Origin of the sequence: Catellatospora paridis (assembly GCF_009720365.1) — a bacterium.
In the GTDB taxonomy this organism is placed as follows: domain Bacteria; phylum Actinomycetota; class Actinomycetes; order Mycobacteriales; family Micromonosporaceae; genus Catellatospora; species Catellatospora paridis.
Genome location: NZ_ML769314.1, coordinates 573,870 through 598,187 on the forward strand (window position 1 = coordinate 573,870; position 24,318 = coordinate 598,187).

At 72.6% G+C, this 24,318-nt stretch carries 20 protein-coding genes; 15 read left to right on the forward strand and 5 right to left on the reverse strand.

Translation table 11 applies throughout. From position 1 onward, the window contains the following. The first annotated feature begins 99 nt into the window (after positions 1 to 99). Positions 100 to 1,353, forward strand: coding sequence for an SUKH-3 domain-containing protein (locus F9C41_RS11660; RefSeq protein WP_155386696.1), 1,254 nt, complete (start codon positions 100 to 102; stop codon positions 1,351 to 1,353). Here F9C41_RS11660 and F9C41_RS11665 read toward each other — a convergent pair whose 3' ends face one another. Further along, entirely contained in the window at positions 1,354 to 2,721 is a 1,368-nt protein-coding gene (locus tag F9C41_RS11665) for an SUKH-3 domain-containing protein (protein WP_155386697.1), read from the reverse strand. A gap of 123 nt (positions 2,722 to 2,844) precedes the next feature. Here F9C41_RS11665 and F9C41_RS11670 point away from each other — a divergent pair, with 123 nt between their 5' ends. Continuing rightward, entirely contained in the window at positions 2,845 to 3,510 is a 666-nt protein-coding gene (locus tag F9C41_RS11670) for a DUF2567 domain-containing protein (RefSeq protein WP_155386698.1), read from the forward strand. Here the strand turns inward: F9C41_RS11670 and F9C41_RS11675 are convergent. Beyond that, the gene (locus F9C41_RS11675; protein ID WP_155386699.1) at positions 3,480 to 4,163 is read right to left on the reverse strand and encodes an LON peptidase substrate-binding domain-containing protein; all 684 of its coding nucleotides are present in this window, start codon (positions 4,161 to 4,163) and stop codon (positions 3,480 to 3,482) included. The genes F9C41_RS11670 and F9C41_RS11675 overlap by 31 nt on opposite strands. A 142-nt stretch (positions 4,164 to 4,305) precedes the next feature. On the opposite strand from F9C41_RS11675, the gene hisD reads away from it, so the two are divergent. The 6 genes from hisD to priA all read left to right on the forward strand — a co-directional run bounded on the left by hisD (position 4,306) and on the right by priA (position 9,343). Next, positions 4,306 to 5,646 (forward strand): histidinol dehydrogenase, encoded by a 1,341-nt coding sequence (gene hisD, locus F9C41_RS11680; protein ID WP_155386700.1) that lies wholly within the window; start codon positions 4,306 to 4,308, stop codon positions 5,644 to 5,646. Positions 5,647 to 5,710: 64 nt separating this feature from the next. Next, positions 5,711 to 6,787 carry a histidinol-phosphate transaminase gene (locus F9C41_RS11685; RefSeq protein WP_155386701.1) on the forward strand — a complete coding sequence of 359 codons (1,077 nt, stop codon included), beginning with the start codon at positions 5,711 to 5,713 and terminating at the stop codon, positions 6,785 to 6,787. Positions 6,788 to 6,848: 61 nt separating this feature from the next. Next, on the forward strand, positions 6,849 to 7,475 hold the full coding sequence (gene hisB, locus F9C41_RS11690; protein ID WP_155386702.1) for an imidazoleglycerol-phosphate dehydratase HisB: 627 nt from the start codon (positions 6,849 to 6,851) through the stop codon (positions 7,473 to 7,475). A 67-nt stretch (positions 7,476 to 7,542) separates the two neighbouring features. Beyond that, positions 7,543 to 8,166, forward strand: a complete 624-nt coding sequence (gene hisH, locus F9C41_RS11695; protein ID WP_155386703.1) for an imidazole glycerol phosphate synthase subunit HisH — start codon at positions 7,543 to 7,545, stop codon at positions 8,164 to 8,166. A gap of 119 nt (positions 8,167 to 8,285) precedes the next feature. Next, a complete protein-coding gene (locus F9C41_RS11700; RefSeq protein WP_155386704.1) occupies positions 8,286 to 8,618 on the forward strand; it encodes a hypothetical protein in 333 nt (110 codons plus the stop codon). Next, positions 8,618 to 9,343 (forward strand): bifunctional 1-(5-phosphoribosyl)-5-((5-phosphoribosylamino)methylideneamino)imidazole-4-carboxamide isomerase/phosphoribosylanthranilate isomerase PriA, encoded by a 726-nt coding sequence (gene priA / locus F9C41_RS11705; RefSeq protein WP_155386705.1) that lies wholly within the window; start codon positions 8,618 to 8,620, stop codon positions 9,341 to 9,343. The genes F9C41_RS11700 and priA overlap by 1 nt, the downstream gene beginning before the upstream one ends. 105 nt (positions 9,344 to 9,448) lie before the next feature. On the opposite strand, the gene F9C41_RS11710 is transcribed toward priA, so the two are convergent. Continuing rightward, on the reverse strand, positions 9,449 to 10,357 hold the full coding sequence (locus tag F9C41_RS11710; protein ID WP_155386706.1) for a LysR family transcriptional regulator: 909 nt from the start codon (positions 10,355 to 10,357) through the stop codon (positions 9,449 to 9,451). 72 nt (positions 10,358 to 10,429) lie between these two features. On the opposite strand from F9C41_RS11710, the gene F9C41_RS11715 reads away from it, so the two are divergent. Next, entirely contained in the window at positions 10,430 to 11,386 is a 957-nt protein-coding gene (locus tag F9C41_RS11715) for an EamA family transporter (RefSeq protein WP_155386707.1), read from the forward strand. Continuing rightward, the gene (hisF, locus tag F9C41_RS11720; RefSeq protein WP_155386708.1) at positions 11,383 to 12,141 is read left to right on the forward strand and encodes an imidazole glycerol phosphate synthase subunit HisF; all 759 of its coding nucleotides are present in this window, start codon (positions 11,383 to 11,385) and stop codon (positions 12,139 to 12,141) included. The genes F9C41_RS11715 and hisF overlap by 4 nt, the downstream gene beginning before the upstream one ends. A gap of 42 nt (positions 12,142 to 12,183) precedes the next feature. Here the strand turns inward: hisF and F9C41_RS11725 are convergent, their stop codons facing one another. Then, positions 12,184 to 12,906 carry a Bax inhibitor-1/YccA family protein gene (locus tag F9C41_RS11725; protein ID WP_155386962.1) on the reverse strand — a complete coding sequence of 241 codons (723 nt, stop codon included), beginning with the start codon at positions 12,904 to 12,906 and terminating at the stop codon, positions 12,184 to 12,186. Positions 12,907 to 13,140: 234 nt separating this feature from the next. Here F9C41_RS11725 and F9C41_RS11730 point away from each other — a divergent pair, with 234 nt between their 5' ends. The 5 genes from F9C41_RS11730 to F9C41_RS11750 all read left to right on the forward strand — a co-directional run bounded on the left by F9C41_RS11730 (position 13,141) and on the right by F9C41_RS11750 (position 22,262). Continuing rightward, positions 13,141 to 16,281 carry an efflux RND transporter permease subunit gene (locus F9C41_RS11730; protein ID WP_155386709.1) on the forward strand — a complete coding sequence of 1,047 codons (3,141 nt, stop codon included), beginning with the start codon at positions 13,141 to 13,143 and terminating at the stop codon, positions 16,279 to 16,281. Positions 16,282 to 16,288: 7 nt separating this feature from the next. Next, a complete protein-coding gene (locus tag F9C41_RS11735; protein ID WP_230689501.1) occupies positions 16,289 to 16,750 on the forward strand; it encodes an efflux RND transporter periplasmic adaptor subunit in 462 nt (153 codons plus the stop codon). 16 nt (positions 16,751 to 16,766) lie between these two features. After that, positions 16,767 to 20,129, forward strand: coding sequence for an efflux RND transporter permease subunit (locus F9C41_RS11740; RefSeq protein ID WP_196279720.1), 3,363 nt, complete (start codon positions 16,767 to 16,769; stop codon positions 20,127 to 20,129). Further along, positions 20,122 to 20,796, forward strand: a complete 675-nt coding sequence (locus F9C41_RS11745) for a phosphatase PAP2 family protein (RefSeq protein ID WP_155386710.1) — start codon at positions 20,122 to 20,124, stop codon at positions 20,794 to 20,796. The genes F9C41_RS11740 and F9C41_RS11745 overlap by 8 nt, the downstream gene beginning before the upstream one ends. Before the next feature lie 182 nt (positions 20,797 to 20,978). After that, positions 20,979 to 22,262: an alpha/beta hydrolase family protein gene (locus F9C41_RS11750; RefSeq protein ID WP_155386711.1), complete on the forward strand. Its 1,284-nt coding sequence runs from the start codon at positions 20,979 to 20,981 to the stop codon at positions 22,260 to 22,262. A gap of 83 nt (positions 22,263 to 22,345) precedes the next feature. On the opposite strand, the gene F9C41_RS11755 is transcribed toward F9C41_RS11750, so the two are convergent. Next, on the reverse strand, positions 22,346 to 24,289 hold the full coding sequence (locus F9C41_RS11755) for a multicopper oxidase family protein (protein WP_155386712.1): 1,944 nt from the start codon (positions 24,287 to 24,289) through the stop codon (positions 22,346 to 22,348). Positions 24,290 to 24,318: the final 29 nt, after the last annotated feature.

The window sequence follows — 24,318 nt, forward strand, 5'->3', positions numbered from 1 at the left end:
CTACATTGGACATGTTTTCGGGGATCGCCCCTGGCCGTGGCAGGGTGAAACCCGGTCCGCGCCAGGGCGTGGGCCGGATCAGGCAGGAAGGGAACTCCGATGACCGTCACCGCTCAGGACGCGCAGCGAGTAGCCGAGCAGTTGGCCCGCGGGGCGGGCGGCACGCACCGGCCGTACGTCGCCGAGTTCCCGGAGTGCTTCATCGTCTGGACGCTGCCCGACAGTGCCGGCCCGCCGGAGCCCGGCGCGGGCGCGCGGCTGGTCATCGACCGGCAGGATGCGCGGGTCAGCACGTACCCGTCGGTGCCGCTGGAGCACGTACGCCGCCTGCACCGGCAGCACCGCGCTGCGCAGGAGCCGGCTGCGCAGGTCACCGCGGATCCGGCGGCGGCGCTGCGCCGGCTGGGCGGCGGGTTCGCGCCCGGCGTCGCGGTGCGGCTGGTGCCCGGCGACGGCCTGCCGCGCGAGACCACCGGGGCCAAGGGCGACCAGGTGCTCCACCACCACCCGCTGGTGGTCAAGTGGCTGGCGATGCAGTCGCCGGGTTCGCTGGTGCGCGGCACCCGGCGGCACGCGGAGCTGATCGTGCTGTCGGACTGGCTGCACGAGCTGGAGCAGGCGGCGGTGTCGCGCGGCGAGCCCGGCCTCGGCATCGCGCAGGTGCGGACCGCCGCGCAGCAGGTGCAGGAGCTGCGGCTGACCCTGGTACGCGATCCGGGTGATCCGCTGGCGGGCACGCCGGCCGGGCCGTGCGACACCTGCCTGGCCGCCTGGATCCACTTCGGGCTCGCGCCCGCTTCCGCCGCGGTCGGGCCGGTCGAACCGGTCGCGCCGCCGACGGGCATCCCGGGGCCGCTGGCGAACCTGTCCCCGGACGTCGCGGCGACGCTGGCCGCGGGTGGTTGGGACGTGCCGCTGCGGCTGGACGGGCGGATCGTGTCCGCGACCGAGTGGGCCGAGCTGTCGGTGCGGGCGCTGGGGGAGTACGGCCACCCGCCGCTGGAGCCGCTGCGGGCGGCGATCGAGAAGTTCCCGTACCTGGTCTCGGTGCGCCGCGGACCGGGGGTGGCGCACTGGGTGCGCCCGTTCGAGCTGGGCGGCGACCTGGTCGGCGCGACGGCCGCCTCGCTGGCCGACTTCGGCCGGGTGATCGGCACGGAACTGGCCCCGATCGGCGCCGAGCAGGCCGGCGACGCGATCATCGCCGTGGACGCGAACGGCCAGGTCTGGGTCCTCGACCAGGCCGGAGAGTGGTACGCCGGCCCCGACCTGGACACCGCCTTCGTCGTGCTGCTCCAGGGCCACCCGATGCCCCGCGTACGGGACGACGGCACCCTGGAACCGCCCGCCTGATCACCAGGTGCCGGTGGCCCGCACCCGTGGGGTGGAGCGGCCGATGAGCAGGGTCTGCACGGCGTCGTCGAGGGTGGGGCCGAGGAACCAGGCCCCGGCGTGGTCGACGGCGAAGACGCGGTGGCGCTCGTCGACGGCGAGGATGGAGTGCAGGCCGCCCGCCTCGCCGCCGATCGGGAACAGCGGTGCGCCGAGGCGTCCGGCGAGATCGCCGAGGGTGTCGGCGGTCTGCTCGCGGGTCCAGACGTCCAGCGTGAACGACTCCACGCGCTGCGCCGCGCCGGGCTGGCTCTGCAGCACGGGGTGGAACGGGGCGTACGGCTCCAGCAGGTCGATCAGGAACGGCAGCGTGGGCAGGCGGTGGCGGACGCCGGGCACGGCGATCGTGGCGGCCACGGCCTCGGCGGTGATCGCCCGCAGCGCCGCCCGTCCGGCCACGCCCCGCTGCGGCGGCTCCGGGCGGACCAGGTCGCGGGGCAGTTCGCCCGGCAGGCCCAGGGAGACCAGCACGGTGCCGCAGGTGTGGCAGGTGGCGGCGGGCGCGGGATTGTCGGGGGCGGTGCCCTCGCGCAGCAGGTGCAGCCGCAGCGTGGCCCCGGCGAGCTGCCGGGCGGCCCAGGCGGTGTCCGCGTGCTCGGCGCCGCCGAGTTCGGACAGGGCCTTGGACACGACGATCAGGTCGGGGTGCCGGTGCGCGCCGCGGGTGCGGCTGCCGGGCGGGATCGCGGCCAGCGCCTGCATGACGGCGGGGTGATGGACGGGCTCGGCGTCGACGGTGTGCCCGAGTGCCTGGAACGTCCGGCCGACCACCTCGAGGGTGGCCACCACCTGCGGGAGCGCGGACGCGGACGGGCCGCCGCCGAGCCGGGCGAGCTGCGCCGCGAGCGCGTTCGCGCGCCGGTCCTGCTCGTCGGCGGGCAGCCGGGGCGGGCCGAACGGGGAGGACGCCAGGGCGGCGTTCGGCGGGGGCGGGCCGGGGGTCAGCGCGAGCGGGTCGGCCGCGCCGGAGGTCGTGGGCGGCAGCGGGGGCATCGGCGGCGGCATCGTGCGGACGGCGCCGGGCGGCGGGGTGGGCAGCGGCAGCGCGGGGTATGCGGAATGGGCCGTCGCGGCGGGGCCGGTGTACCGGCTCATGGCGACCTGGGGCGGCAGGCCGGGCACGACGGTCAGCGCGCCGGTCTCCCGATCGATGATCACGGTCTCGCCGCTGCCGGGCTCGGGCACCGTCGCGTCCGCCGGGCGCGGCGACCAGACCACCCAGCCGCCGGGGAACTCGGTGAGCCGGGGCTCGCACTCGTAGCCGCGGCGCAGAGTCTCGGCGACGGCCCAGTGCCGCGCGATCTCCTGCAGCCGTTCCTGTGAAATCATTGCGGCTCCCGCGTTCGGCGATCGGTCTGGACAACTTATCGCAGCAGGGCACGAAGGGAGGTATCCCGCCCATCCGTGCCCGGGCGCGGACCCGGCCACAGCTGAGGGGACTACGGTTCGAACATGCTTTCCGACGACACATCCCAGTACCACGGCCCGATCGAGCCGGGCCGGCCCGCGTCGGCGCCGGGCGGCGGCCGCGGCGCGGACGTGCTCTGGGCGCTGGCGCTGGCGGTCGTGATCGCCGTGCTGGGGCTGGGGCTGGGGCTGCTGTGGCACGCGGTCGCGCCGACCCTGCCACTGCGCATCGTCGAGGAGGGCGCGGTCTACACCTCCCCGGAGCCGGAGGAACTGGCGGCCGCGGAGGGCTGGTTCGTGCTGCTCGGCCTCGGCTTCGGCCTGCTGTGCGCGATCGCGGCCTGGGTGCTGCTGCCCGCCCGCCGGGGGCCGATCCAGCTGGCCGGGCTGCTGCTGGGCACCCTGATCGCAGGCTGGGCGGCGTGGTGGCTCGGCCACGACATCGGGCTGGCCGCCTACCAGGACAAGCTGCACAATGCGCCGGTGGACACGATCATCCAGCGGCCGGTGGACCTGCGCGCGGTGAAGAACCTGACCTTCTTCCCGTACGCGATCGGCGGTGTCCTGCTCATCCCGGCGCTCGGCGCGGTGGTCACCTACGCGCTGGCGGCGGCCTGGTCGCGGTGGCCCTCGCTGCGACGCCACGAGGACGAGCAGGAGTGGGCCGCCTACGACGACGATCAGTTCATCACGGGCGCCGGGCCGAGCTGAGACAGCTGCGCCGGCACCGCCCGTACCTCGCGCAGCAGCGCGGTCTCCCGGGCCAGCATGGTCAGCTCATGGCGCAGCCTGGTCGCCGGGTCCGGCGCGCTGAGCAGCTGCTGGCGGTCGCCGACGGTCAGTGACGCGCTGGCCGCGACCAGGTTCGACAGCACCGTCGGGTCGTCGGGCAGCTGGTCGTCCGGCCCGCCGCGCAGCACGCTGAGGTATTCCCGAAACGCGGCCAGCACCCGCGGGGCGAGCTGGTCGGCCAGCTCGTCGGGGGCGGGGTCGGGCAGCCACTCCACGCCGACCACCGGGTAGGGGTGCGGGCTGGGCACGAAACCGGTGATGCGGAACCGGCGTGCGCCGACGGTGACGATGTCGAACTTGCCGTCGGGCCGCTCGGTGATCTTGCGTAGCTGCGCCACGCAGCCGACCTCGTGCACCACGACCTCGGAGGTGGCGACGCCGTCGTGCGGCGGGGGCATGACCTCCAGGCCGCGTTCGATCGCGACCACGCCGAACTCGCGCGGGGTGCCGTCGGGCAGCTCCATCAGGTTGCGCATCAGCGTGCGCCAGCGCTCCTCGAAGATGTGCAGCGGCAGCACCAGGCCCGGGAAGAGCACCGTGCCCAGCGGGAACAGCGGCAGCGTCCCGGTCATCAGGTGAGCCTAACGCCGGAGTGTGTCAACGGGCAGAGTCCGCCCGCGGTAGCCGGCGGCCATGTTGCAGTGGTCCGGGTCACTGTCCCAGTGCCTGGGCGCATGCACCGGCCCGCGTACGTGCGCCAGTAGACTTTGGGAGGTGTTGACCCGTATCGACCTGCGTGGACGTGACATCGATCCGCGCAACCTGCTGCCCCGTGCCCAGATCGACGTCAGCCAGGCGGTGGAGCAGATCCGCCCGCTGGTCGACGGGGTGCGCGAGCACGGTGTCGAGGCGGTCAAGGAAGCCACCCATCGGCTCGACGGGGTGGACCTGGCCGCGTTGCGGGTGCCGGCGGAAGCGATCAAGGAAGCCGAGCAGGCCCTCGAACCGGAGGTCCGGGCCGCCCTGCTGGAGGTGATCGCGCGCACCCGCAAGGTGCACGCCGACCAGCGCCGCACCGACCACACCACCCAGGTGGTGCCCGGTGGCACGGTCACCGAGCGCTGGTTGCCGGTGGCCCGGGTCGGCCTCTACGTGCCCGGCGGCCTGGCCGTCTACCCGTCGACCGTGGTCATGAACGTGGTCCCCGCGCAGGCCGCGGGCGTGCCGAGCCTGGTGATCGCCAGCCCGCCGCAGAAGGCGACCGGGCTGCCCGACGCGCGGGTGCTGGCCGCCTGCGCGCTGCTCGGCGTCGACGAGGTGTACGCGGTGGGCGGCGCGCAGGCCGTGGCGATGCTCGCCTACGGCACCCGCGGCACCGCGGATCCGGAGCGCGAGCTGCCCGCCCACGACGACTGCGCGCCGGTCGACCTGATCACCGGCCCGGGCAACCTGTGGGTCACCGCGGCCAAGCGCCTGGTGCGCGGGGTGGTGGGCATCGACGCCGAGGCCGGGCCGACCGAGATCGCGATCCTGGCCGACGACACCGCCGACCCGGCGCACGTCGCGGCCGACCTGATCAGCCAGGCCGAGCACGACCCGATGGCGGCCAGCGTGCTGGTCACCGACTCGCCCGCGCTGGCCGACGCGGTCGACGCGGAGCTGGCCGTGCGGGTGGCCCGCACCAAGCACAGCGAGCGGGTGACGATCGCGCTGGGCGGGCGGCAGTCGGCGACCGTGCTGGTCGACGACCTGGCGCAGGGGCTGCGGGTGGTGGACGCGTACGCCGCGGAGCACCTGGAGATCCAGACCCGCGACGCGCGGGAGTGGGCGATGCGGGTGCGCAACGCGGGGGCGATCTTCGTCGGGGCGTACGCGCCGGTGTCGCTGGGCGACTACTGCGCCGGTTCCAACCACGTGCTGCCCACCGCGGGCTGCGCCCGGCACAGCTCGGGCCTGTCCGTGCAGTCGTTCCTGCGCGGCATCCACGTCGTGGAGTACACACAGGACGCGCTGCGCGACGTCGCGCACCACGTGGTGGCGCTGGCCAACGCCGAGGACCTGCCCGCGCACGGCGAGGCCGTGGCCGCCCGCTTCGAGAAGGACGGTGCGGCATGAGCGAGCGCAGCGAGCGAATCATGATGCTGGGAGATGCCGGCAACGAGCGAAGCGAGGCGCCGGCATGAGCGAGTGGGTGCAGGAGCTGCTGCGGGAGGACCTGCGCGGGCTCAGCGCGTACGGCGCGCCGCAGCTGGACGTGCCGGTGCGGCTGAACACCAACGAGAACTCGTACCCGCTGCCCGACGAGGTGGTGCGGGCGGTGAGCCGGGCGATCACCGGCGAGATCGCGGACCTGAACCGCTACCCCGATCGCGACGCCGTGAAGCTGCGCGCCGACCTGGCCGCCTACTGCGGGCACGGGCTGACCGCCGAGCAGCTGTGGGCCGCCAACGGCTCCAACGAGGTGCAGCAGCAGCTGTTCCAGGCGTTCGCGGGGCCGGGGCGCACCGCGCTGGGCTTCGGTCCGGCGTACTCGATGCATCCGCTGCTGGCCGTCGGCACCGCCACCACCTGGGTCGACGGCCGCCGCGACGCGGACTTCGGGCTGACCGCCGAGCACGCGGTCGCCCAGGTCCGGGCACACCGCCCCGCGCTGACGCTGCTGTGCTCGCCGAACAACCCGACCGGCACCGCGCTCGACTTCGCCGTGATCGAGGCGGTGCTCGCCGAGACGAGTGGCCTGGTCGTGGTCGACGAGGCGTACGCCGAGTTCCGGCGGCCCGGCACGCCCAGCGCGCTGGAGCTGCTGGACTCCCACCCGCGGCTGGTGGTCAGCCGCACCATGAGCAAGGCGTTCGCCTTCGCCGGGGCACGGGTCGGCTACCTCGCCGCGCACCCGGCGGTGATCGAGGCGGTCCAGCTGGTACGCCTGCCTTACCACCTCTCGGCGCTCACCCAGGCCGCCGCCCGTGCCGCGCTGGCGCACGCGGACGTGCTGCTGGGCACCGTCGAGGCGATCAAGGCGCAGCGCGACCGCATCGTCGCGGAGCTGCGCGAAAGCGGCTGGACCGTGGCCGACTCGGACGCCAACTTCGTCCTGTTCGGACGGTTCGACGACCAGAAGGCGGCCTGGCAGACTCTGCTCGACCAGGGCGTGCTGGTCCGCGACGTCGGGCTGCCGGGCTGGCTGCGGGTGACCGCGGGCACCGAGCAGGAGACGACCGCGTTCCTGAACGCGATGAAGGAGCTGCGGCCATGAGCGCGCGGCCGATGGGCAATCCCCGCGCGCTGGCCGGGGACGAGCGAAGCGAGGCAGGGGCATGACCAGGACCGGACGCGTCGAGCGGGTCACCAAGGAGACCAAGGTCCTCGTCGAGATCGACCTCGACGGCACGGGCCGGGCCGAGATCGCCACCGGGGTCGGCTTCTTCGACCACATGCTGAACCAGATCGCCCGGCACGGCGGCTTCGACCTCACCGTGCGGACCGAGGGCGACCTGGAGATCGACGCGCACCACACCATGGAGGACACCGCGCTCGCCCTCGGCGAGGCCTTCGCGCAGGCACTGGGCGACAAGGCGGGCATCCGCCGGTACGGCGACGCGGTGGTGCCGATGGACGAGGTGCTGGTGCAGGCCGCGGTCGACCTGTCGGGGCGGCCCTACGTGGTGCACGACGAGCCGGAGAACATCGCCGACTACATCAACCCGGGCAGCGGGCCCGTCTACCCGACCTCGATGACGCGGCACATCTTCGAGTCGTTCGGGCAGACCGCGCGGATCACCCTGCACGTGTCGGTGCTGCGCGCCTCGCGCCCGGGGCAGAAGCCGGATGCGCACCACGTCATCGAGGGCCAGTTCAAGGCGCTGGCCCGAGCCCTGCGCACCGCCGTGGAGATCGACCCGCGCAGCGCGGGCACGGTCCCGAGCACGAAGGGCGTGCTGTGAGCGAGCGCAGCGAGCTCATCCGACGGGCACGGATTCATGCCGCCGACGAGCGCAGCGAGGAGAAGGCATGAGCCCGAAGGTGACGGTGCTCGACTACGGGTCGGGCAACCTGCGTTCGGCGCAGCGGGCGCTGGAGGCGGCGGGCGCGGACGTGGTCGTGACCGCCGACCTGGCCGCTGCGGAGCGGGCCGACGGACTGGTGGTGCCGGGCGTGGGCGCGTTCGCCGCGTGCATGGCGGGCATCGAGGCCGCGCAGGCCGGGCCGGTGATCGCCGACCGGGTGATGGCCGGGCGGCCGGTGCTGGGCATCTGTGTCGGGGCGCAGATCATGTTCGACTCCGGCGACGAGCACGGCGTGGTCACCAAGGGGCTGGGCCTGCTGCCCGGCGCGGTGACCCGGCTGGCCGCGCGCCGGGTGCCGCACATGGGGTGGAACCTGCTCGACGCGCCTTCGGGCTCGACGCTGTTCACCGGGGTCGAGGCGGACGCGCGCTGCTACTTCGTGCACTCGTACGCCGCGCCGCCGAATGCCGAGCTGGACGCGGTCGCGCTGGTCACCACGTCGACCCATGAGCGCGCGACGTTCGTCGCCGCGGCGGAGCGGGGGCCGCTGGCGGTCGCCCAGTTCCACCCGGAGAAGTCCGGCGCGGTCGGCGCGCGCGTGCTGCGGAACTGGATCGCCACGTTGTGAGACCGCTCGTTAGGCTCGCCCCCGACGTCGAGGGCGATGGAGTGGCGCATGAGCGAGCGTCAGCGAGCGAATCCGGGGACTACAGCCCATGCCTTCGACGAGCGTAGCGAGGAGAAGGCATGAGTAAGGAACGCAAGCTCCGCAGGGAAGCGCGCGAGGAGGCGGCCCGCAAGGCCGTGGCGGTCGAGGAGCGCCGGGCGGCCCGCCGTATGGCGCGTCGCGCCGCGTGGCGCCGGATCAGCCTGTATGAACTGCGCAAGCGCCGTACCGGCCGGTTGTCGGCGCGGCGCAGCGCGGCCGAGCGGGCCGGGGTCGCCATCGTGGTCGCCCTGGCGCTGTTCGTGATCTGGACGCTGGTGCCGTCGACGGCGCTGGCCCTGGCGCTGACCCTGCTGCTGGCGCTGACCGTGCCGGTGTTCGTGATCGTCGCTTTCGACCGAAGGAGTTCCTGATGACCCTGGATCTGCTGCCCGCCGTGGACGTCGTCGGGGGGCAGGCGGTGCGCCTGCAGCAGGGTGCCGCCGGCAGCGAGACGTCGTACGGCGACCCGCTGTCCGCTGCGCTGGACTTCCAGGCGGCCGGGGCGCAGTGGATCCACGTGGTCGACCTCGACGCCGCCTTCGGCCGGGGCTCCAACGCGGCGCTGCTGGCCGAGCTGGTCGGGCGGGTGGACATCAAGGTCGAGCTGTCCGGCGGTATCCGGGACGACGCGTCGCTGACCGCCGCCCTGGCCACCGGCGCGGCCCGGGTCAACATCGGCACCGCGGCGCTGGAGGACCCGGCGTGGTGCGACCGGGTCGTCGCCGAGTACGGCGACCGGGTCGCCGTCGGCCTGGACGTACGCGGGCGCGTGCTGTCCTCGCGCGGCTGGACCTCCGACGGCGGCGACCTGTTCGAGGTGCTGGCCCGGCTCGACAAGGCCGGCTGTGCCCGCTACGTGGTCACCGACATCCTCAAGGACGGCATGCTCCAGGGCCCGAACCTGCAGCTCTACCGCGACATCTGCGCCGCGACCCCCGCTCCCGTCATCGCCTCCGGCGGCGTGTCCACCCTGGACGACCTGCGCGCCCTGGCAACCCTGGAGCCGATCGGCGTCGAAGGCGTCATCACCGGCAAGGCCGTCTACTCCGGCGCCTTCACCATCCCCGAAGCCCTCGCCGCCCTCACCCACCCCTGACCCACCCCACCCAGCCGGCGATCTTGCGCGAACTGTGGGTGCGACACGCTCATAACGCCCAAAAAGGCAACAGTTCACGCAAGATTGTCGCGATCTTGGGGTGGGTCAGGAGCCGGTGCGGGCGGTGGTGCGGGTGGACCAGGCGTTGGTGATGGCGTCGATGACGGCTTTGACGGCGGGGCGCTGGTAGTGGGGGGTGCGCCAGGTGACGCTGACGCGGCGGGTGGGGACCGGGTCGACGGGGACCACCACGGTGCCGGGGGCGGTGGACAGGCGGGCCAGGCGGGGGAGCAGGGCGACGCCCAGGCCCGCGGCGACCAGCGCCTGCTGGGTCTCGAACTCGCCCACCAGGTAGGCCGGGCGCAGGCCGGGCAGCGCGCGGACCAGCCAGTCGTGGCAGATGGTGCCCTCGGGCGAGGCGATCCAGCGTTCGTCCGCGGCGCGGTCCAGCGGTCCCGGACCGGCCGTGGCGAGCGGGTGGTCGGCGGGCACGACCAGGTCGGCGGTGTCCTCGCCGAGCACGGTCGACGAGACGCCCGCGGGCAGGTGCAGGCGCACCTCGCGCCAGTCGTCGATCACGGCGACGTCCACCCGGCCGCGGTCGAGTTCGTGCAGCGCCTCGTAGGGGTTGGTCTCCACGACGCGGGGGCGCAGGCGCGGATACGACGAGGTCAGCGCGGACAGGGCGGGTGGCAGCAGGCCCCGGCAGGCGGTGGCGAAGCAGGCGACGGTGACCTCGCCGGCCACCTCGCCGCGGTAGGCGTCGAGCGCGGCCGCGGCGGTGTCGGCGGCCGCGAGCACCAGCGCGGCGTGCTCGGCCAGCAGCCGCCCGGCGTCGGACAGCCGCAGCCCGCGGCCGTCCTTGTGGCACAGCACCGTGCCGGTCTCCCGCTCCAGCTTCGCCAGCTGCTGTGACACCGCGGAAGGTGTGCAGTGCAGGGCGGCCGCGGCGGCGTGCACGGTGCCGTGGCGGGAGAGGGCGTCGATGGCGCGCAGGCGTCCCAGGTCGAGCATGAAGCGATTCTAAACGAATACTGAAGAACTATTCGCTGGTGCTGCACGGTTGTCCGGGCCGATGCTCGGCGTATGAAACCCAGGGACATCATGCTGGCCGTAGCCGTCGCCGCCGCGTGGGGCTGCAACTTCGTGGCGATCGAGGTCGGCCTGGACCGGATGCCGCCGCTGCTGTTCGGCGCGCTGCGCTTCGCGCTGGCCGCGTTCCCGGCGGTGCTGCTGATCGGCGGTCCGCGTACGCCCTGGCGGTGGGTCCTCGGGATCGGCCTGGTGCTGGGCGTGGTCAAGTTCTCGCTGCTGTTCGCGGGCATGGCCGCCGGGCTGCCGGCCGGGCTGTCCTCGCTGCTGCTGCAGAGTCAGGCGATCTTCACGACGGTGTTCGCGGTCGCGCTGCTGCGCGAGCGGCCCGGGCGGCGCCAGTGGGCCGGGCTCGCGGTGGCCGTGGCGGGCGTCGGGCTGGTCGCCGCCCGGCTCGGCGCGGACCGCCCGGTCGAGGGCTTCGTGCTGGTGCTGGCCGCCGCGGTGGCGTGGAGCGTCGCCAACATCATGATGCGCCGGGCCGCCCCGCCGGACATGCTGCGCTTCATGGTCTGGGTGTCGGCGGTGGCCACGCTGCCGCTGTTCGCGCTGTCGCTGCTGTTCGAGGGACCGGCCCGGATCGGCGCGGCACTGTCCGGGCTGGACCTGTCGGGCCTGGGCGCGCTGGCCTACATCGCGGGCATCTCCACGCTGGCCGGGTTCGCCGGGTGGGGCGCGCTGATCAAGCGGTACGGCGCGTCGACGGTGGCCCCGTTCTCGATGCTCGTCCCGTTCTTCGGGATGAGTTCGGCGGCCCTGTTCCTGGGCGAGCCGCTGCGGGCGGGCGACGTGATCGCCGGGGCGCTGGTGATCGGGGGAGTGCTGCTCGGGGCGAGCGGCGGCGGCCGGGCGGCGGCCCCCGCGCTGGGCGGCCCGGCGCGCCACACCGCGTCCCACGAGCCGGACCAGCGGGTCGTCGTGGCGGGCCGGCAGGTAGCGTCGAGCGCATGAGTGTCGCGGTGCGGGTCATCCCCTGTCTGGACGTGGACGCCGGGCGGGTGGTGAAGGGGGTCAACTTCGTCGACCTGCGCGACGCCGGGGACCCGGTGGAGCTGGCGGCGGCGTACGACGCGGCCGGCGCCGACGAGATCACCTTCCTCGACGTGTCCGCCTCCGTCGAGGGGCGCGGCACGATGCTCGAGGTGGTGCGGCGCACCGCGGAGACGGTCTTCATCCCGCTCACCGTCGGCGGCGGGGTGCGCTCGGTCGAGGACGTGGACGTGCTGCTGCGCGCGGGCGCGGACAAGGTCGGCGTCAACACCGCCGCCATCCACCGGCCCGAGCTGATCACCGAGATCGCCCGCCGCTTCGGCAACCAGGTGCTGGTGCTGTCGCTGGACGTGCGGCGGCTCAAGGACGGTAGCGGGTTCGAGGTGACCACGCACGGCGGCCGCAAGTCGGCCGGGCTGGACGCGATCGAGTGGGCCCGCCGCGTCGCCGACCTGGGCGCGGGGGAGATCCTGCTGAACTCCATGGACGCCGACGGCACCAAGGAGGGCTTCGACCTCGAACTGATCAAGGAGGTCCGGGCCGTGGTCGACATCCCGGTGATCGCCTCCGGCGGCGCGGGCAAGGCCGCCGACTTCCCGCCGGCCGTGGACGCCGGGGCCGACGCCGTGCTCGCCGCCAGCGTCTTCCACTTCGGCGAGGTGGCGATCGGCGAGGTCAAGACCGCCCTGCGCACCGCCGGCCACCCGGTCCGCTGATTCTGCGGCGCTGAGGGGGGCCGGGAAGAAGGTGGTCTTCCTTCAGCGGCGGAGGAAGCTGAGGAGGCGGAGGATCTGCCAGTAGAGGAAGATCAGGCCGACCAGCATGCCGAAGGCCAGGTACCAGCCGTAGCGGGGTGGCAGGCCGCCGGCGACGGCGCGCTCGACCTGGTCGAAGTCGATGACGAAGGTCAGCGCGCCGACGATGATGCAGAGCACGGCGAAGAGCACGCCCAGGGTGCCGGCCTGGTAGATCGGCAGGCCGCGGCCGAAGAAGCGCAGGGCCAGGTCGACGAGGCTGAGCAGCAGGATGCCGAGTAGCGCGCCGGTGACGACCTGGGTGAACCGCTTGGTGGCGCGCAGGATCCGGGCGCGGTAGAGCGCGGCCATGGCGAAGAAGACACCGAAGGTGCCGATGACGGCCTGCACGACGATGCCGGGGAACTGCTGCTCCAGTTCCCGGCTGACCACCCCCAGGAAGACTCCTTGCAGCACGGCGTAGCCGCTGATCACCAGCGGATTGGTGATCTGCTTGAAGGTGATCACCAAGGCGAGCACGAGCGTCGCCAGCGTCGAGCCGAGCACGGCGAATCCGGTCCAGGCCGGAGCCTGCAGCAGGTTCCACGCCGCGGCCGCGGCGGCCACGGTGACGGCGATGAGCACCAGCGTGCGCCCGCACACTCCGTCCAGGGTCAGGCCGCGCCGCTGGTCGAGCACCACCGGCGCTTCGATCGGACGGGTGAGCACGGGATTGGAGCTCTGCATCACCACGGACGTCCTCCGCTGACGACGTGAACGGCACTCTCAACCGGACATTAGTCGTCTAAATGCTCTCAGTCTGGGCGTTTACTGGGATATCTCTGAAATACGAATGTGCTTCTCAAATCGGGCAGATGCGGATTACGGTCAGCTTATGCGTGTTGGGCGAACGCTCGTTCGCACCCCATCGGACGGATTCACCTTCCGGTCCGCCGGTCGCTGGAGGAGAGGTCCACGACCATGATCCGCTGGATCGTCGGCACCAGCCTCAAGTTCCGCCTGCTGACCCTGCCGCTGGCCGCGGCCCTGCTGATCCTGGGCGCGGTGCGGCTCGACAGCGCGCCGGTGGACGTGCTGCCCGAGTTCAGCGCCCCCCGCGTGGAGGTGCAGACCGAGGCGCTCGGCCTGTCCGCGGAGGAGGTTGAGCAGCTCATCACCGTGCCGCTGGAGTCCGACCTGCTCAACGGCGTCGCCTGGCTCGACCACATCAACTCCGAGTCGGTGCCCGGACTCTCCTCAGTGGAACTGATCTTCGAGCCCGGCACCGACGTGTACCGGGCCCGCCAGATGGTGCAGGAGCGGCTGACCCAGGCCGGCGCGCTGCCGAACGTGTCCAGCCCGCCGGTGATGCTGCAGCCGCTGTCCTCGACCAACCGGGTCATGATGGTCGGCCTGACCTCGAAGGACGTCCCGCTCACCGAGATGTCGGTGCTGGCCCGCTGGGTCATCAAGCCGCGTCTGATCGGTGTGCCCGGCGTGGCCAACGTGGCGGTCTGGGGCAACCGTGAACGGCAGCTGCAGGTGCAGGTGGACCCGGCGAAGCTGCAGCAGAACGACGTGACGCTCAACCAGGTCATCTCGACCACCGGCAACGCGCTGTGGGTCTCCCCGCTCACCTTCCTGGAGGCGTCGACCCCGGGCACCGGCGGCTTCATCGACACGCCCAACCAGCGCCTGGGCATCCAGCACATCCTGCCCATCCGCACCCCGCAGGACCTGTCCCAGGTGACCATCGAGAGCCAGGAGGGCGACAAGCGCCTGCGCCTGGGCGACGTGGCCACGGTGGTCGAGGACCACCAGCCGCTCATCGGCGACGCGCTCGTGGAGAGCGGTCCGGGCCTGATGCTGGTGATCGAGAAGCTGCCCGGCGCGAACACCATGCAGGTGACCAAGGACGTACAGGCCGCGCTGAGCGCGATGAAGCCCGGCCTGACCGGCATCGAGATGAACACCGACGTGTACCAGCCGGCCGCCTTCATCGACCAGGCGCTGGACAGCTCAGCCCTGGTCGCGCTGCTCGGCCTGCTGCTGCTCGCCCTGGTGCTGGCGCTGTGCTTCTGGGAGTGGCGCACCGCGCTCACCGCGTTCCTGGCGGTCGTGGTGTCGGTGGCGCTGGCCTGGGTGGTGCTGAGCTTCGCCGGGTACGGCGTGAACCTGATGCTGGTGGCCGGCCTCGTGCTGGGGGTGGTGTTCGCGATCGCCGACGCGGTCGGCGACGTCCGGCACATCGCGGGCCGGCTGCGCGAACGCCGGCTGTCGGGCAGCGAGGAGCCGGTGGGGCGGGCCATCTTCCACGCGGCGCTCGAGGTGCGCAAGCCGATGGCGTACGCCACCGTCATCGCCCTGGTGGCGGCCGCACCGGTGCTGCTGCTGCCGGAGCTCACCGGGCTGTTCTTCCGCCCGCTGGCGCTCGGGTTCATCGCCGTCGTGCTGGCCTCGACCGTGGTGGCGCTGACCTTCATCCCGGCGATGTCGCTGGTGCTGCTGCGCAACGCGGCCCTGGAACGGCACTCCTCGCCGCTGATGCGCCTGGCGCAGCGCTGGTACCCGAAGTCGCTGTCGCCCGTGCTGCGCACGCCCGCCATCGCGTACGGGCTGGCCGGGCTGGTGGCGCTGGGCGGTGTGCTGGCCCTGGCCCAGCCGCTGGCCCAGACGGTGATGCCGTCGCTGCGCGAGCGCAGTCTGCTGGTGCACTGGGACACCACACCCGGCACCTCCGGCATCGAGATGACCCGGATCACCGAGAAGGTGAGCAAGGACCTGCAGGCGCTGCCGGGGGTACGGGCCGTCGGCGCGCACCTGGGCCGGGCGATCACGTCCGATCAGGTGGTGAACGTCAACTCCGGTGAGCTGTGGGTCAACATCGATCCGGCCGCCGACTACGGCGCGACCCGTGCCGCCATCGCCTCGCTGGTGCAGAGCTATCCGGGGCTGGACACCGACGTGGTGACCTACCCGGAGGAGCGGATCACCCAGCTGCTCGGCGGCGCCGAGGAAGCAGTGGTGGTGCGGGTGTACGGCCAGGACCTCGACGTGCTGCGGTCCAAGGCGGCCGAGGTGCAGCAGATGCTGGGCTCGATCGACGGCGTGGTCAACCCGACCGCGGACCTGCCGGTGGAGGAGCCGACGGTGCGGGTCAAGGTGGACCTGGCCAAGGCGCAGCAGGCCGGGATCAAGCCCGGTGACGTGCGGCGGGCCGCCGCCGCGATGCTGTCCGGCATCCAGGTCGGCAACCTCTTCGAGGACCAGAAGGTCTTCGAGGTCGTGGTCTGGGGCGCGCCGGCGGTGCGCAACAGCCTGTCCAGCATCCAGGACCTCAGAATCAACACGCCATCGGGGCAGCAGATCCGCCTGGGTGACGTGGCCGACGTGACGATCGCGCCGAGCCCGACCGTCATCGAGCGCGACTCGGTGTTCCGGTACGTCGACGTGAGTGCGGGCATCAAGGGGCGTGACTACCGGGCCGTGGTCGGCGACGTCGAGTCCAAGTTGGGCGCCATCCCGTTCCCGCTGGAGCACCACGCGGAGCTGCTGGGCGCCTACGAGCACCAGCAGGAGAACCAGAACCGGCTGCTGCTGGTCGGCATCGCCGCGCTCATCGCGATCTTCCTGCTGATGCAGGCGGCGATCGGCAGCTGGAAGCTCACCGCGCTGGCGTTCCTGGCGCTGCCGGTGGCGATGGCCGGTGGGCTGGTCATCGGGCTGATCAGCGGCCTGTCGGCGATCACGACACTGACCGCGCTGGTCGCCGTGGCCGCGCTCACGGCCCGGTTCGTGCTCCAGATGATCGGCCACATGCAGGCCCTCGAGCGGCAGGGCACGGAGCCGTTCGGCCCCGGCCTGGTGACGCGGGCGGCCCGGGAGCAGGCCGGCTCGATCCTGGTCACCGCGGTGTGCGCGATCGCCCTGCTGCTGCCGCTGCTGCTGCTCGGTGGCCGGGCCGGCATGGAGCTGCTGCGGCCGATCGTGCTGGTCGTGCTGGGCGGCCTGGTGGTGGCCGTGCTGCTCAGCCTTTTCGCCGTACCCGCGCTCTACCTGCGCTTCGGGGCCGGCTCGCAGCGCGAGGACCTCGCGCTCTACACCGATCCACGGTTGGGGTGACACGACGATGAAGCACCATTTCGGCGAGAGGCTCGACCGGTGGACGGTCGGCGGCCTGCTGGTCGGCCTGCTGGTCGTCGCCGCGCTGGGCGTCGCCGCAGCCAAGGGGTTGCCCACGAGCACCTCGACGCCGGCCAAGCCGGCCAAGGTGGAGGCGATCGAAGGCAGCAAGGTCAAGAAGGTCACGCTCACCGCGGAGGGAGTGGGCCGGCTGGGCCTGACCACGGTGCCGATGGCCGAGGCGGCCGGAGTCAAGACCATCCCCTACTCCGCGCTGATCTACCTGCCGGACGGCACCACGTGGACGTACGTCGAGACGGCGCCGCTGAGCTACCAGCGGGAGCCGATCACCGTCACCAAGATCGAGGGTGACCAGGTCAGGCTGTCCCAGGGACCGGCGGCGGGCGCCAAGGTGGTGTCGGTCGGCGCGGCGGAGCTGTACGGCGCAGAGACCGGCATCGGCAAGTGACGGGGGCGGCGCGGCCATGATGCGGTGGATCGTCGGATCGAGCCTGAAGTTCCGGGCGCTGGTGGTGGCGATCGCCTGCGGCATGATGTTCTTCGGCGCCGGCCAGCTGCGAGACATGCCGGTGGACGTGTTCCCGGAGTTCGCCCCGCCGCGCGTCGAGGTGCAGACACCCAGCCTGGGCCTGTCCGCCGCGGAGGTCGAGGCGCTGGTCACGGTGCCGCTGGAGCAGGCGCTCAACGGCGTGGAGGGCCTCGCCGACATCCGGTCCAAGTCGGTGCCGCAGCTGTCGTCGATCGTGCTCATCTTCAAGCCGGGCACCGATCTGCTCAAGGCGCGCCAGCTGGTGTCCGAGCGGCTCAACGAGGCGTCGGCGATGCTGCCGACCTGGGCCAGCCCGCCGGTCATGCTGCAGCCGCTGTCCTCGACCAGCCGGGTCATGAAGATCGGGCTGTCCTCGGACAGCCGGTCCGTGATGGAGATGTCGATGGTCTCCTACTGGACCATTCGCAACCGGCTGCTGCGCGTGCCCGGGGTGGCCAACGTGGCCATCTGGGGCGAGCGGCTGCAGATGATGCAGGTGCAGGCCGACCCGGCCCGGATGAAGGCGCACGACGTGTCGCTGGACGAGGTCATGGAGGTCACCGCCGACGCGCTCGACGCGGGCCTGCTGCGCTACTCCGACGGCGCGGTGATCGGCACCGGCGGCTTCCTGGAGACGCCGAACCAGCGTATGGCGATCCAGCACGTGCTGCCGATCGTGACGCCGCAGGACCTGGCGCAGGTGCCGGTGGCCGAGCGCGACGGCAAGAAGGTGCTGCTGGGCGACGTGGCCACGGTCAAGGAGGACCACCAGCCGCTGATCGGCGACGCGGTGATCAACGGTGGGCCCGGCATCATGCTCATCGTCGAGAAGCTGCCCTGGGGCAACACGCTGGAGGTGACCGAGGGCGTCGAGGCGGCGATGAAGGAACTCTCGCCCGGCCTGAACGGCATCTCCGTCGACACGACCATCTTCCGGCCGGCCACCTTCGTGGAGACCGCCATCCACAACCTGGGCCGGGCCCTGCTGCTGGGCTGCCTGCTGGTGGTGCTGGTGCTGGCGCTGTTCCTGTTCGAGTGGCGCACCGCGCTGATCAGCGTGGTGGCCATCCCGCTGTCGCTGGTGGGCGCGGGCCTGGTGCTGCACGCGTTCGGGTACGGCATCAACACCATGATCCTGGCCGGGCTGGTGATCGCCGTCGGCGTGGTGGTGGACGACGCCATCATCGACATCGAGAACATAGTCAGACGGCTGCGCCAGGCGCGGCGGGCTGGTGCGGACGACTCCGTGCCCACGACCGCCAAGCTGGTGCTCGACGCCTCGCTGGAGGTCCGGGGGCCGATCGTCTACGCCACGCTGATCATCATCGCGTCGGCTGTGCCGATCTTCTTCCTGGAGGGCCTGACCGGGGCGTTCTTCCGGCCGCTGGCCCTGGCCTACATGCTGGCCGTGCTGGTGTCCATGGTGGTCGCGCTGACCGTCACCCCGGCCCTGGCGCTGATCCTGCTGCGCAAGGCGCCGCTGGAGCGGCGGGAGTCGCCGCTGGTGCGCTGGCTGCAACGGGGTTACCAGTCGGTGCTGGGCCGTATCACCAAGCGGCCGGTGCGGGCGTACGCGATGGTCGCGGTCATGACGCTGGCCGGCATCGCGGTGCTGCCGGGCCTGGGCCAGGCGCTGCTGCCCTCGTTCAAGGAGCGCGACTTCCTGATGCACTGGGTCACCGAGCCCGGCGCGTCGCACCCGGAGGAGGTGCGCATCACCGAGCAGGCCAGCAAGGACCTCATGGCCATCCCGGGGGTGCGCAACTTCGGCGCGCACATCGGACAGGCGCTCATCGCCGACGAGGTGGTAGGCGTCAACTTCGGCGAGAACTGGATCAGCATCGACCCGGACGCCGACTACGACGCGACGCACAAGAAGATCGAAGCGGTCGTGAACAGCTACCCGGGCCTGGTCCGCGACGTGCAGACCTACCTCAAGGAGCGCATCCGCGAGGTGCTCACCGGGTCCGGCAACGCGATCGTGGTGCGCATCTACGGCGAGGACCTGAAGGTCATGCACGAGCAGGCCGACAAGGTGCTCGCGGCGATGGACGGCATCGACGGCGTGATCGACGAGCACATCTCGCTGCAGAAGGAGGTGCCGCAGGTCCAGATCGAGGTCGATCTCGCCAAAGCGCAGCAGTTGGGCATCAAGCCCGGTGACGTGCGCCGCGCGGCCGCCACGCTGATGGCAGGCGAGGAGGTCGGCGACGTCTTCCGCGACGGCAAGTCCTACGACGTGCAGGTCTGGAGCACGCCCGAGACGCGGGCCAACGTCACCGCGATCCGGCAGCTGCCGATCGACGTGCCCGCGGGCGGCACCGTGCCGCTGGGCGAGGTGGCCGACGTGCGCATCGCGGCGACGCCGAACCAGATCGAGCACGACGGCACCCTGCGCAAGATCGACGTCACGGCCAACGTGCAGGGCCGCGACCTCGGCTCGGTCGTCGGCGAGCTCGACGAGAAGATGGCCGGCATCGAGTTCCCGCGCGGCTACTACGCGCAGACCCTGGGCGAGTACGCCGAGCGCCAGGCCGCCGACCGGCGGCTGCTGGTGTACGCCGTGATCGCCGCCGTCGCCATCTTCTTCCTGCTGCAGGCGTGCTACGGCAGCTGGCGGCTGGCGGCGCTGTCCTTCCTCACCCTGCCCGCGGCCCTGGTCGGCGGCGTGCTGGCGGCGTTCCTGAGCGGCCGGGTGATCTCGCTCGGCTCGCTGGTCGGCTTCTTCACGGTGCTGGGCATCGCGGCCCGCAACGGCATCCTGATGATCAATCACTTCCAGCACCTGGAACGCGAGGAGGGCGAGCCGTTCGGGCTCGAACTGGTGCTGCGCGGCGCGCGCGAGCGGCTGTCGCCGATCCTGATGACCACGCTGGCCACCGCGCTGGCACTGGTGCCGCTGGTGGTGCTGGGCAACCTGCCGGGTCACGAGATCGAATACCCGATGGCCGTGGTGATCCTCGGCGGCCTGGTCACCTCGACCCTGCTGAACCTGTTCGTGCTGCCCGCGCTGTACCTGAAGTTCGGCCGTGGCCGCCGCGACGACGCGCTCGACGGGGGACCGACCCCGCCCACCACGCCGTCCGGCCCCCGGCACGCCGGGACCGACCCGCAGCCGGGAACCGGCCCGCAGACCGGGCTCTCGCCGAACCTGGCGATGGACCGCCGCGCCGCGTTTCCCGGCGGCCCGTCACCGGGCGAGGCGACGGCCCGCGCGGCCGCCCGCGGCGGTGTGAGGGCAGGTCCCGCGGCGGCCGCTCGCGTCCGCACGATCAGGGTGAGGCTGCGCGTTGCCTGATCGCGCGTTGCGGGGGTGGCTGGCCTTCGGCGCGGGGGCGACGCTGGTCGGGTTGTGGGTGCTCGCCGGCATCACCGACGACGTGGTCGCGCAGGAGGAGCTGAGCAGGGGTGATCCGCCGGTCGCGAGTTGGCTGGCGGATCACCGCACGCCCTGGCTGACCCGGTGCATGCAGGCCGTGACCTGGCTGGGCAGCGGCTGGGTCACGGTGCCGCTGCTCGTGCTGGCGGCGCTGCTGCTGCCGGTGTGGCGCGACCGGCGGCGCACCGTGGCGCTGGTGCTGGCCGTCTCCCTGGGCAGCGCCCTGCTGGTCACCGTCGGCAAGCTGCTCACGGTGCGGCCGCGGCCCGTCGTCGGCGAGGTGCTGACCACCGCGACCGGGTACGCGTTCCCGTCCGGCCACAGCGCCCAGGCCGCGGCCGCGTACGGGGTGCTGGCCCTGCTGGTCAGCGTCCGCGTCGGGCGCGCGGCGAAGCCGCTGGTCTGGCTGGCGGCCACGACAGTGGTGCTGCTGGTCGGCTTCTCCCGGATGTACCTCGGCGTGCACTGGCTCACCGACGTACTGGCCGGCTACGCCCTGGGCGCGTGCTGGCTCGCCGTCGTGGTGGCGGCCGCGGTGGTGCACGACCGCCTGCGCGCCGCCTCCCGCCCTCGGGTGAACGTCTGACCTGGACTGATTCGGTCTCACGGAGCTCGGCGGTGTGCCAGGGTGCTTACGGGGACGGTGCCGCCTGGCTTCGCGGCGGACACCGTCGGGCAGCCCTGCGGCGCCGCTGCGCGCCATCGGGACGGTGGGCCGGCGTGCTGCGCGCCGGCCGGCGACGGTGTCGCGCGACAAAGGAGATCGTCATGGAGCAGGTCACATCTCGTACGGACACCCGGCCGGCCGCCGCCGCGCCACCGGGCCCCGAGCGGCCCGTCCGGAGCACCCGGCGCTGGCTCGCCGAACGCGACCGGCTGGAGGCGGCGATCGCCGAGACGGGAGTGGACTTCGACCAGCCCCGCTCCATCTACTGGAACGCCGCCTGCGGCGTGGAGGCCGGGGCCGACTTCGCCACCGTGCGCGCCCGGGTGCGCCGGTATGCCGACTTCGCGCCCACCTTCGAAGCGGTGGCCCGCCGCCGCGAGGCCCGGGCGGAGGCGGCCGCCGCGGACGGCCACCAGATCACCGCGCGGGACAACTACTTCATGGCGGCCGTGCACTGGGGCGCGGCGCAGTGGCCCATCCACACCGACGACGAGGTCAACCGCTTCTACCACCGGCGCAAGCGGGCCTGCTACGCGCACTACGCCGAGCTGGCCGACCACCGCATCGAGGCGGTCAGCATCCCGTTCGCGGGCGGCTCGCTGCCGGCCTGGTTCCACCTGCCGCCCGGTTACCACGGCGGGCGGGTGCCGACCGTGATCGCGGTGCCCGGCATGGACAGCTTCAAGGAGGCCACCGTCGCGCTGCACGGCGACCGGTTCCTGGCCCGCGGCTTCGCGGTGCTCGCGATCGAAGGGCCGGGGCAGTACGAGGCCGCCATGATGGGCATCCACACCACCGTGCCCGCCTGGGCGCGTACCGGCACCGCGTGCGTGGACTGGCTGTCCCAACGCGAGGAGGTCGACGCGCAGCGGATCGTGCTCAGCGGCATCAGCTTCGGCTCGTTCGCCGGGACCATCGCCGCCGCGCACGAACCCCGGCTGAAGGCCTGTGCGGTGATGAACACCTGCCACCAGCCGGGCTGGTCGGCGGCGTTCGAGCAGGCCTGGCCGACCTACAAGATGCGCTTCATGTACATGTCGGGGCACACCGACGAGGACGCGTTCGACGACTTCGCCCGGACGCTGACCTGGGAGGGCCACGCCGAGCAGCTGTGCATGCCGTACCTGGTGCTGGCCGGCGACCGCGACGAGCTGAGCCCCCTGGAGTGCACCGAGGCGCTGCTGGCGACCGTGGGCGGGCCGAAGCAGCTGGTGGTGTACCAGGACTCGCGGCACTCCATCGGCGGCGTGCCCGCGGCGAACCTGGGCCCGTTCGCGCCGACGCTGGCCGCGGACTGGCTCGCCGACCGGCTGCGCGGGGTGCCGCTGACCAGCGAGCGCTGGTACGTCGACCACGGCGGCAAGGTGACGAAGACGCCACTCTGACATCGCCGCTCAGCGCCCATAGGACGGAAAGGAAGGGCGCCTTCCACATCGCTCCGCGATGTGGAAGGCGCCCTTCCTTTCACTCACGCGACGAGGATGGGGCGCATCATCTCGTTGTCCTCGTGTTCGAGCATGTGGCAGTGCCAGACGAAGCGGCCGGGGCGGTCGAAGACGGCCTTGACCCGGGTCACCTCGCCGGAGTGGGTGAGCACGGTGTCCTTGCGGCCGGACTCCCAGGCCTCCGCGGGGCGGGGCTTGGGAGGGATGCCGAAGGGCTGCCGGCTGACCACCTCGAACTGCACCTGGTGCAGGTGCACCGTGTGCGAGTGGTCGGTGAAGTTGAGGATCTCCCAGGTCTCGCTGCGGCCCAGCACCGGCTTCTCGGTCGGGGCGTCATGCCAGCGCAGCGGGGTCTGGGTGCGGTCCGGCGCGACCGTGCCGAGCGTCGCGACGCGGTGGTTCACGCCGGTCAGCGTCGCCGACGGCAGGTCGTCGAGCAGCACCCGCCAGGCCGCCGCCGAGTCGGGCAGCTTCGGCGCGGCGGGCAGGGTCAGGTGCTCGGGCGGCACGCTGGTGTCCTGGCCGCGCAGCGGGATGACCAGCAGCTTCATCACCTGGCCGGTGGTGGCGAGGTTCGCCGGCTGGTAGTCGGTGCCGAGCACCCCGGCGGCGTACGGCACGTCGGGGGCCTCATTGATGACGAACAGTTCGGTGCCCTCGGCCAGCCCGGTGAGGTCGACGATCACGTCGGCCCGCTCGCCCGGTCCGATCAGCAGCTGCTCCAGCTTCACCGGCTCGCGCAGCCAGCCGCCGTCGGAGCCGATCTGCCAGAACGGTGCCACCGCGGCGGCCGGGCGCGGCGCGGTCGCGCTGGCCGCGATCTTCAGGATCAGGGAGCGGGAGTTGCTGCCGTTGAGCAGCCGGAACCGGTAGCGGCGGGGCTCCACGGTCAGCTGCGGCCAGGTGCGGCCGTTCACCACGATCGTGTCGGCCATGTAGGCCGGGTTCCAGATCGGGGCGATGTCGCTGGCCGGCACGTACGGTCCGGCGAACGCGTCGTGGAACTGGCTGCGGCTGTCCGGGTAGTACAGCGAGCCGTCGGTGCGGAACGAGCGGTCCTGGATGACCAGCGGGATCTCGTAGTACCGGGTGTTCTCCGGGTCGTCGGGGCCCGGCGCGGGGCCGGGCAGCGTGCCCGCGGGCAGGTCCTGCTCGCCGCCGCGGATCAGGTAGAAGCCGACCGGGCCCGCGTACACGTTGAGCCGGGTGAGGCCGAGGGCGTGGTCGTGATACCACAGCGTGCCCGGAGCCTGGTCGTTGTCGTAGCGGAACACGGCCTGGCCGGGCTTCCAGCGCGGGCCGTAGCTCTCCGCCTTCTCCCGCATCGCGGCGAAGTCCGAGCCGGTGGCGGCGAAGCCGCGCGGCAGCGGGGCGTCGGGCAGGTACCAGGCCGTCGGGTAGCCGTCGGCCTCCTCGGCGGCGTGCGCGCCGTGCACGTGCGTCACGATCGGCACCGGGCCGGTGTAAGGCGCGGGCGGGCCGGTGAAGTGGGCGGGCATGTCCTGGTGCCCGGCGCCGCCGGCCGGGTTGGCCCAGTGCAGGGTCGGGTCGACCGGCAGCAGGTGCGGCCGGGCCCGGCCCCTGGCGTCGACCAGGCCGTTGATCCAGGTGACCTCGACCGGGCGGTCGGCCGTGGCCTCGATGGTGCGGGCCGGGTAGCCGAACGTCTTCGGGTGGGCGGCGGACCCGTATCCCCAGACGGCGGTCTGCGGCATGCCCGGCGGCAGGACCTGCTGGCGGAACTGGCGCACCTCGACGGCGTACCGGTCGGTCTTGCCGTTGGTGGAGATCGCCGGCATGGAAGCCGGGATCGGCAGCCGGGTCTTGTACTTGTGGATCTTCGAGGCGTCGAGCCTGCCGGCGGCGCCCGCCGCGGACGCGGGCCGGGCCGCGCCCGCCGGGGAAGGTAGGAAGACTGCCGCGCCGGACAGCAGTCCGGTGCTCAGAAGTTGTCGTCGGGAAGGCATCGCTGCACCCTTCGGTCGCCGATGTCGGA

Bases quoted from the DNA above. Each gene is read 5' to 3' on its own strand.
- F9C41_RS11660 (WP_155386696.1), top strand. From the start codon at position 100: ATGACCGTCACCGCTCAGGACGCGCAGCGAGTAGCCGAGCAGTTGGCC.
- F9C41_RS11665 (WP_155386697.1), bottom strand. From the start codon at position 2,721: ATGATTTCACAGGAACGGCTGCAGGAGATCGCGCGGCACTGGGCCGTC.
- F9C41_RS11670 (WP_155386698.1), top strand. From the start codon at position 2,845: ATGCTTTCCGACGACACATCCCAGTACCACGGCCCGATCGAGCCGGGC.
- F9C41_RS11675 (WP_155386699.1), bottom strand. From the start codon at position 4,163: ATGACCGGGACGCTGCCGCTGTTCCCGCTGGGCACGGTGCTCTTCCCG.
- F9C41_RS11685 (WP_155386701.1), top strand. From the start codon at position 5,711: ATGAGCGAGTGGGTGCAGGAGCTGCTGCGGGAGGACCTGCGCGGGCTC.
- hisB (WP_155386702.1), top strand. From the start codon at position 6,849: ATGACCAGGACCGGACGCGTCGAGCGGGTCACCAAGGAGACCAAGGTC.
- hisH (WP_155386703.1), top strand. From the start codon at position 7,543: ATGAGCCCGAAGGTGACGGTGCTCGACTACGGGTCGGGCAACCTGCGT.
- F9C41_RS11700 (WP_155386704.1), top strand. From the start codon at position 8,286: ATGAGTAAGGAACGCAAGCTCCGCAGGGAAGCGCGCGAGGAGGCGGCC.
- priA (WP_155386705.1), top strand. From the start codon at position 8,618: ATGACCCTGGATCTGCTGCCCGCCGTGGACGTCGTCGGGGGGCAGGCG.
- F9C41_RS11710 (WP_155386706.1), bottom strand. From the start codon at position 10,357: ATGCTCGACCTGGGACGCCTGCGCGCCATCGACGCCCTCTCCCGCCAC.
- F9C41_RS11715 (WP_155386707.1), top strand. From the start codon at position 10,430: ATGAAACCCAGGGACATCATGCTGGCCGTAGCCGTCGCCGCCGCGTGG.
- hisF (WP_155386708.1), top strand. From the start codon at position 11,383: ATGAGTGTCGCGGTGCGGGTCATCCCCTGTCTGGACGTGGACGCCGGG.
- F9C41_RS11725 (WP_155386962.1), bottom strand. From the start codon at position 12,906: ATGCAGAGCTCCAATCCCGTGCTCACCCGTCCGATCGAAGCGCCGGTG.
- F9C41_RS11730 (WP_155386709.1), top strand. From the start codon at position 13,141: ATGATCCGCTGGATCGTCGGCACCAGCCTCAAGTTCCGCCTGCTGACC.
- F9C41_RS11735 (WP_230689501.1), top strand. From the start codon at position 16,289: ATGAAGCACCATTTCGGCGAGAGGCTCGACCGGTGGACGGTCGGCGGC.
- F9C41_RS11740 (WP_196279720.1), top strand. From the start codon at position 16,767: ATGATGCGGTGGATCGTCGGATCGAGCCTGAAGTTCCGGGCGCTGGTG.
- F9C41_RS11750 (WP_155386711.1), top strand. From the start codon at position 20,979: ATGGAGCAGGTCACATCTCGTACGGACACCCGGCCGGCCGCCGCCGCG.
- F9C41_RS11755 (WP_155386712.1), bottom strand. From the start codon at position 24,289: ATGCCTTCCCGACGACAACTTCTGAGCACCGGACTGCTGTCCGGCGCG.